We start from the raw sequence: 6790 nt of genomic DNA, 5'->3' as shown, positions 1-6790 counted from the left end.
CCGAGATGGAAGGCCAGGAGGAAGCCCATCGCCGCGCCTCCTCGGAAGAATAGAAGCGCCATGCCGCTTAGGCTTGTCGCGAAAAGCATCGCAAGAAATGCCAAATCCATGCCGGTCCCCCTCCGGTCCCGCATCGCCGCGTCGCGTTGCCACTTGGCCGCCAGCAGGCCGACGGGGCCGATAAGCAAGCCAACCCCGCCAGCAGCGCCAAGCAGCACCGGCAAATCGTACCAAGGATAAGGCGCTTCCCGGCCAAGGACGAAATGGTAAAGCGTGGCGACGCAGGTCGCGGCGAAGCAAAGTGCGAAGCCATAGAAGGTCAAATGATGAAAAATCCTCCGCCGTTCGGCGGGACGCTCGTCGCTATTCATGCAGCCAGCCCCGCCGCCGTCGAGATACCGCAACTGCCCGGCATCGAGGGCCGCCTGCCAGAGCGCGCGCGGTTCCCCCAATGTCTCGACCGGTTCGCCGATGTCGCGCCAGAATGCCCGGACCCCCATGGCGAGTGCTGTGAGCGCGTAAAGAAATGCAGCGCCGAACAGCGTCGCCATCGCCGCGTGGGGCATCAACGAATAGAAAGTGCGGGAAACATCCGCTGCGCGCGTCAAGGCCGAGGGATCGTTGAAGGTGAGGATGCCGAGAACGAAGACCGCGACCGATAATGCCGCGACAATTCCGACGGCAAGGCCGTTTCGCGCGAACATGCCGGCGAATGCGCGCGGCCACGCATAGGCGCGATAGGATTCGGCGCGCACTTGCGCGAAGGTCTTTGGCACATTGACGTCGAATTCGTGGGGCGGAGAGAACTGGCAGTCGTAATAGCAAGCGCCGCAGTCGTGACACAGGTTGGCGAGGTAATGAAGATCACCGTCCGAAAACGCGCGCCGCATCTCCATCGCAGGAAAAACCGCGCACAGCCCCTCGCAATAGCGGCACGAATTGCAGATGGTCATGAGGCGCTCCGCCTCGGCGAGCGCTTTAGTTGCGGGCATTGGCGGCGGCCTCCCGTCCTGCGATGCGGCCGAACACGCTGCCGATGGTCATGCCGATCCCGGCGGCATAGCCGCGGCCGAGCACGTTGCCCGCCATGATCTCGCCGGCCGCGAACATATTGGCCGAAGCTGCGCCTCCTTTCATGAGCATGCGACTTTCCCTGTCCACGCGCGTGCCGAGATAGGTGAATGTGATCCCGGGACGAACCGGGTAAGCATAGAAGGGTGCCGTGCAAATCGGCCGTGCCCAATGGCTCTTAGGCGGCGTCAGGCCTTCGGTTCGGCAATCGTCGAGCACGGTGTGATCGAAGGTTCCCGGCCGCACCGCACGGTTGAATCGATCGACCGTCGCGGCGAGGCGGTCGGCGTCGAGGCCGAGCTTTCCCGCAAGCTCGCGTACACTTCCCGCTTCGAAGGGAGGGTAGAGCGAAGGCATGAACAATGTGAGCGATGGCGCATCGAAAACAATGTAGGCGACCTGCTCCGGCTGCGCCGCAACCAACCGGCCCCAAATGGCGTAACGTTTCGGCCACAAATCCTCGCCCTCGTCGTAGAAGCGCTCGGCACGCTTATTGACGACGATGCCGAAGACGACACAGTCGAGCCGCGTGATGATGCCGCCATCGAACCGGGGTGCGCGCGCATCGATCGCGACGGCATGGCACTGGGTCGGATCGCCCACCGGCTCGACACCCTTGTCGAGGAGAACCTTGAGGAGCGAGCCGCGATTATATGGCGTGCCGCGAATGATGAAATTCCCGGCAGCCTCACCCCAGTAGGTTTTGAGCCATTCGATGTTCGCTTCGAATCCGCCGGCCGCGGCGACCAGATTAGCGGCATGCACGACCAATCGCTCTCCGCCGCGCGCAACGGTCGCCGAGACGAAGGTGTTGCCGTCGATATCGAGTTCGACCACCTCGGCGTCATAGGCGACCTCGACACCGAGCCGCTCGGCGCTCCGGTAAAGCGCGTTCAGCATCGCCCTGCCGCCGCCGAGAAAGAACGAATTGGTCCGGCCGAGGCTGAGCGTGCCGCCGAGGGGCGGTTGGAACCGCACCCCTTGCTCGGCGAGCCAGGGCAGGATCGCCTTGGATTGGCGGATCATGTCGCGAGCGAGGATTTCGTCGGTGTGACCACCGGTCACGCGCAGGAGATCGTCCCAGAATTCCTCCTCGCTATAAGGTCCCGTCAGGGTCTCCGTGGCGCTGTCATGGGCGCAACGCATGTTGCGCGTGTGGCGCGTGTTGCCGCCGCGATAGAACTTGGGTGCCGCCTCGAGGACGAGGACGGACGCGCCCGATTGCTGCGCGCTGATCGCCGAGCAAAGCGCCGCATTGCCGCCGCCGACCACAAGGACATCGTACTTTTTCGTGAAATCCGCCATTCGAGCTCATCGATGCTAGCCTCGCCGCGATGGAACTTGCGACGGGAGCGCCGGGAGTATTGCGGAAAGCCAGCCGGAATGTAAGGTGCGACTTTGCCGTCGCTTGCCTCGGCGAGCGCATGAATAGCAGTCGCATCGGGACTCGAAGGGCGATGCTACGAAAGGCGATCCTACGGTTCTTCCTGATTCGTTTTGACGCGAGAGGATGCCGCCTCTTTGGCCAGACGTGCCGCGGCAGGCATTTCGCGCATGACGCGCTGGATCGCGTTCACGATCCCCATATAGCCTGTGCAGCGGCAGAGATTGCCCGCGAGTTCCGCGCGGATTTGGGCCTCGTCCGCCTCGCCGAAGCGCATCACGATATCCCGCGCCGTGATCAGCATACCCGATGTGCAAAATCCGCACTGAAGCGCATGCTCGCGGTGAAATGCGTCGCGCAGCTTCGCCATCACGGGGTCGTCGTCGAATCCTTCGACCGTGCGCACGTCTCTGCCGTCGAGCGCCACCGCGAACGCGATGCAGGATCGCGCCGGCGCGCCGTCGATCGTGATCGTGCAAGCGCCGCACACGCCGTGCTCGCACCCGAGATGGGTCCCCGTCAGCCCCCGCTCTCGTCGCAGGAAGTCCGCAAGGCTCGTGCGCGGCTCGACATCCGCTTCAACGCCCACGCCATTGACGCGAAGGGCGACCCGCGTCACGGCCCGATCGCCTGAAAAACGGCGCGGCGCACCGACGCGACATGGACCCGAAGATCGATGGGATCGATTCCGGGTGCAGCCGCTTGTATTGCCTCGCTCACGGCTGCCATGCTGGCTGCGGCTCCGCCCTCGCGTGCGACCGCCTCGGCGATTGTCGCAAGGAAAACCGGCGGGCCATCGAGGGCTCCGGCGACGACGCGGTTCATCCCGCGTTCCGGATCGAAAACAGCGGCGCCGATCGCTTCGGGAAATTCGCCGATCTTGCGGCAAACCTTGTAATAGCCCCAACGGGCTCGGGTCGAAAGCCGCGGAAGTTCGATCGCACTCAAGATATCCGATGGGCCGATTGCAGTCGAAAACACCCCGGTCATGAAATCGGGTGCGGTGACCCGTCGGCTGCCGGACGGACCTGCTATTGTCAGAACGGCGTCGAGGAGCAGTATCGTCGCGATCCAATCGGCGGCAGGGTCGGCGTGCGCGAGGCTTCCGCCGATCGTTCCGCGAGTGCGGATGGCGCGGTAGGCGATCTTCGATGCGACGTAAGAAAGGAGCCGCCCGGTTGTCGAGGGGTCGACGCCATCCTCGATCGCCGCGTGAGTGTTTCCGGCGCCGATAAAAAGCGTATCCGCATTCGTCTCGAGGCGCTTGAGCGCGGCGATGCGACCGATGTCGACGAGACAGCGCGGTGCGGCGAGCCGCATGTTGAGGAGCGGGCCGAGCGTTTGCCCGCCCGCGAGAACACGCGCCTCACCCCCACCGGCCGCGAGTGCGCCGAGCGCCGCTTCGATCGACGGGGGCGCCACGTACTCAAAGGATGCCGGTTTCATTCGGCGGCACTCAGCGACTTGGCGGCCTCGGCCTTAAGGATCGCCGCGAGGATTCGGCGCGGTGTGGCCGGAATTTCGGCAAGCTCTGCGCCGAGCGGCAAAAGCGCGTCGTTGATCGCATTGACGATGGCGCCGGAAGGTGCGATCGCACCGCCTTCGCCGACCCCCTTTATGCCGTGTTCCGTGTAAGGCGAAGGCGTTTCCATATGGAACATCCGCAGGCGCGGCACCTCGGCCGCACCGGGGAGGAGATAGTCCGCCAGTGTCGACGCGAGCGGTTGGCCCGAACTGTCGTAGGTCATCTCTTCGTAAAGTGCCGTGCCGATGCCTTGCGCAGCACCGCCGTAGGTTTGGCCCTCGACGACCATGGGATTCACGAGCGTGCCGCAATCCTCGACGATCACGTAATCAAGGATTTCGACAGCGCCGATTTCGGGGTCCACGGCCACGACTGCGGCGTGGGTTGCATAGCTGAAGGCGCCACTGTCGACTTTGGGCTTGTAGCCCACGGTCGCTTCGAGGCCGCCCACATCGACGTCATCGGGCAGATTCTCGGGCCGCAGATACCATACGTGTGCAATCTCGCGGATCGACACATGGCCGCCAGGCCCTCGCACCTCCGCACCCTCGAGACGCACCTCGTCGCTCGCACACTGGAGGAGATGGGCGCCGATGCGTTTCAACCGTGTGGCAAGCGTCTGGCAGGAGCGCGACACCGCCCCGCCCGCCATCACGATGCTGCGCGAAGCGTAGGTGCCCGTCGAGTACGGCGTTAGAGCCGTATCGCCGTGAACGACCTTGACGTTCGCGGGATCGACGCCAAGGATTTCGTGCGTAATCTGGGCAAGTGTCGTTTCCATGCCCTGGCCGTGGGATTGCACCCCGACGCGAACCTCGAGCCCGCCATCGGGGGTCAGGCGGACCGTCGCCTGCTCGAAGCCGGGCACAATCGGAATACCCCACGCGGCAAAGACCTTCGTGCCGTGAGCGGTCTGCTCGGTATAGGTCGCAAAGCCGACGCCGACCAGCCTGCCGTCCGGCTCGCCTTTTTTCTGGCGCGACCGGATTGCGCCAAGCCCGATCTTGTCGATCGCGAGGCGCAGACTCTTCGGGAAATCGCCGCTGTCATAGTGTTTTTTCGTCACGTTATCGTAGGGCATCGCTTCGGCTGGAACGAGGTTCTCGAGCCGCACCTCGGCCGGTTCGCGGCCGACGGCGCGCGCAATCGCGTCCATGGTGAGCTCGATTGCGAAGCACACGCCAGGCCGCGCTACGCCGCGATAGGGTGTAAAGGATGGCTTGTTGGTCGCGACGGAGTAGGTCTTGCACCGATAGCCGTCAAAGGCATAGGGGCCGGGAAGATTGCCGCCGGCCTGGGCGGCTTCGAGCCCGGCCGAGAACGGCCAGACCGAGTAGGCGCCGACGTCGACGGTCACTTCCGCGTCAAGGGCGAGGAGGCGTCCGCGCTTATCCGCGTAGGCCGTCACAAGATAATGGTGCTCGCGTGAATTGGCGCCGGCGACGAGATGTTCGCGCCGGTCCTCGGTCCAGCGCACGGGATGGCGACGCGTGAGTGCGAGCCACGCAACGCAAATCTCCTCGGGTTGGAGGACGCACTTGTATCCGAAGCCGCCGCCGACGTCGGGTGCGATCACGCGAACTCGGCCCTGCTCGAGTCCGAGACAGAGGGCAAGCCCTGTGCGGATAAGATGCGGCACCTGGGTCGAGGCATAGACGACGAGTTGGTCGGCGCGATCGTCCCAGTAGGCGAGCGCACCCTTGCCTTCGAGCGGGGACATGCATTGGCGCGCGAGCTTGTATTCGCGTTTTACCACGATGTCGGCTTGCTTGGAGCGTTCGGCGAAGCGGATGTCGGCCGAGGTCGTGAGAAAGAGGTTGTCGCCCCACGCCTCGTGCACGAGCGCAGAGCCGGGCTTGCGTGCTTCAAGGGCGTCGACGACGGGGGGAAGCTCCTCGATATCGAGCGACACCGTTTGGCAAAGATCCTCGGCCTCGGCGCGCGTCGCACCCACACACATGGCGACCGGCTCGCCCACCATGCGGATTTTTTCGGTAGCGAGTGCCGGAAAATCGGAAGGCTTAAAGCCGGGGATGCCGTTGTTCGCCTGCATCGGCTTGACTCCGACCATATCTTGGGCGCGGTAGGCGCTGCCCATGCCGGCGGGCGGGATCTCCACGGATTTGATTCGCGCGTGCGCGACCGGGCTGCGGACGAAAGCGACTTCCATCAACCCGGGCATCGCAATGTCGCCGACGAAATTTCCGCGTCCGTGCAAATGCCGCGCGTCCTCCTTGCGCAGAAGCCGCGCCCCGATGCCCTTTCCCGATTTGCCGTAACCTTCAGACAGGATCGCCTCCCCCGAACCTCGGCGTCTCCGCGATCGCCCGGGAGCGCGCGGCGAATTTTGCGCAAATTCTTCCGCAGCCTGAAAATAAACGCAGTATACTGACCATATCGGCGGTTGCCATGGGCGGTCAACGCCAAATAGCGCCGCCGAATTGGGCGCTCACGGGTCTGGTCATTCATGCGCACGCCGTCCGGTACAGCACTTCGCTCGGGGCGTTGACAAGATGGGGAAGCCGCTATTGGCAAAGCATCGCCGTGGGACCACGCGGGGAAGGCCAAGTCCAACACAGAAGAATGGGGCACGCCTGCCGCTATGGTCGCGGCCCGGCTATCTCATCCGGCGTCTCCATCAGATCCACCAAGCACTGTTCCTCGATGAGTGCCGGACTTTTCGCATAACACCCATTCAATACGGTCTGCTTACCGTTCTCTCGACGCATCCGGGGATCGATCAGGTAACGCTCGCGGCGGAACTCGGGATCGACCGGACCAACGTGGCGGACGTGCTTGCCCGCCTCGCC

General features: G+C 64.1%; 5 protein-coding genes and 1 pseudogene. 1 reads left to right on the top strand and 5 read right to left on the bottom strand.

The window, feature by feature from the left end; genetic code table 11:
• The 5 genes and pseudogenes from tcuB to VEJ16_07460 all read right to left on the bottom strand — a co-directional run.
• The coding region (tcuB, locus tag VEJ16_07480; protein HYB09494.1) for a tricarballylate utilization 4Fe-4S protein TcuB at window positions 1–992 on the bottom strand (992 nt) is incomplete at its 3' end.
• Window positions 979–2376, bottom strand: coding sequence for an FAD-dependent tricarballylate dehydrogenase TcuA (tcuA, locus tag VEJ16_07475; GenBank protein HYB09493.1), 1398 nt, complete (start codon window positions 2374–2376; stop codon window positions 979–981). The genes tcuB and tcuA, both read right to left, overlap by 14 nt.
• A gap of 239 nt (window positions 2377–2615) precedes the next feature.
• Window positions 2616–3074: pseudogene (locus tag VEJ16_07470) on the bottom strand ((2Fe-2S)-binding protein).
• Window positions 3071–3901, bottom strand: coding sequence for an FAD binding domain-containing protein (locus tag VEJ16_07465; GenBank protein HYB09492.1), 831 nt, complete (start codon window positions 3899–3901; stop codon window positions 3071–3073). The pseudogene VEJ16_07470 and the gene VEJ16_07465 overlap by 4 nt, the downstream one beginning before the upstream one ends.
• Window positions 3898–6270 carry a xanthine dehydrogenase family protein molybdopterin-binding subunit gene (locus tag VEJ16_07460; GenBank protein ID HYB09491.1) on the bottom strand — a complete coding sequence of 791 codons (2373 nt, stop codon included), beginning with the start codon at window positions 6268–6270 and terminating at the stop codon, window positions 3898–3900. The genes VEJ16_07465 and VEJ16_07460 overlap by 4 nt, the downstream gene beginning before the upstream one ends.
• 304 nt (window positions 6271–6574) lie before the next feature.
• Between VEJ16_07460 and VEJ16_07455 the strand changes: the two genes are divergently transcribed.
• On the top strand, window positions 6575–6790 hold a 216-nt coding region (locus tag VEJ16_07455), incomplete at its 3' end, for a MarR family winged helix-turn-helix transcriptional regulator (GenBank protein ID HYB09490.1).

This window comes from Alphaproteobacteria bacterium (assembly GCA_035625915.1).
In the GTDB taxonomy this organism is placed as follows: Bacteria; Pseudomonadota; Alphaproteobacteria; order JACZXZ01; family JACZXZ01; genus DATDHA01.
The sequence above is the reverse complement of the archived record's forward strand: the minus strand, read 5'-3'. Positions and strand labels throughout refer to the sequence as shown.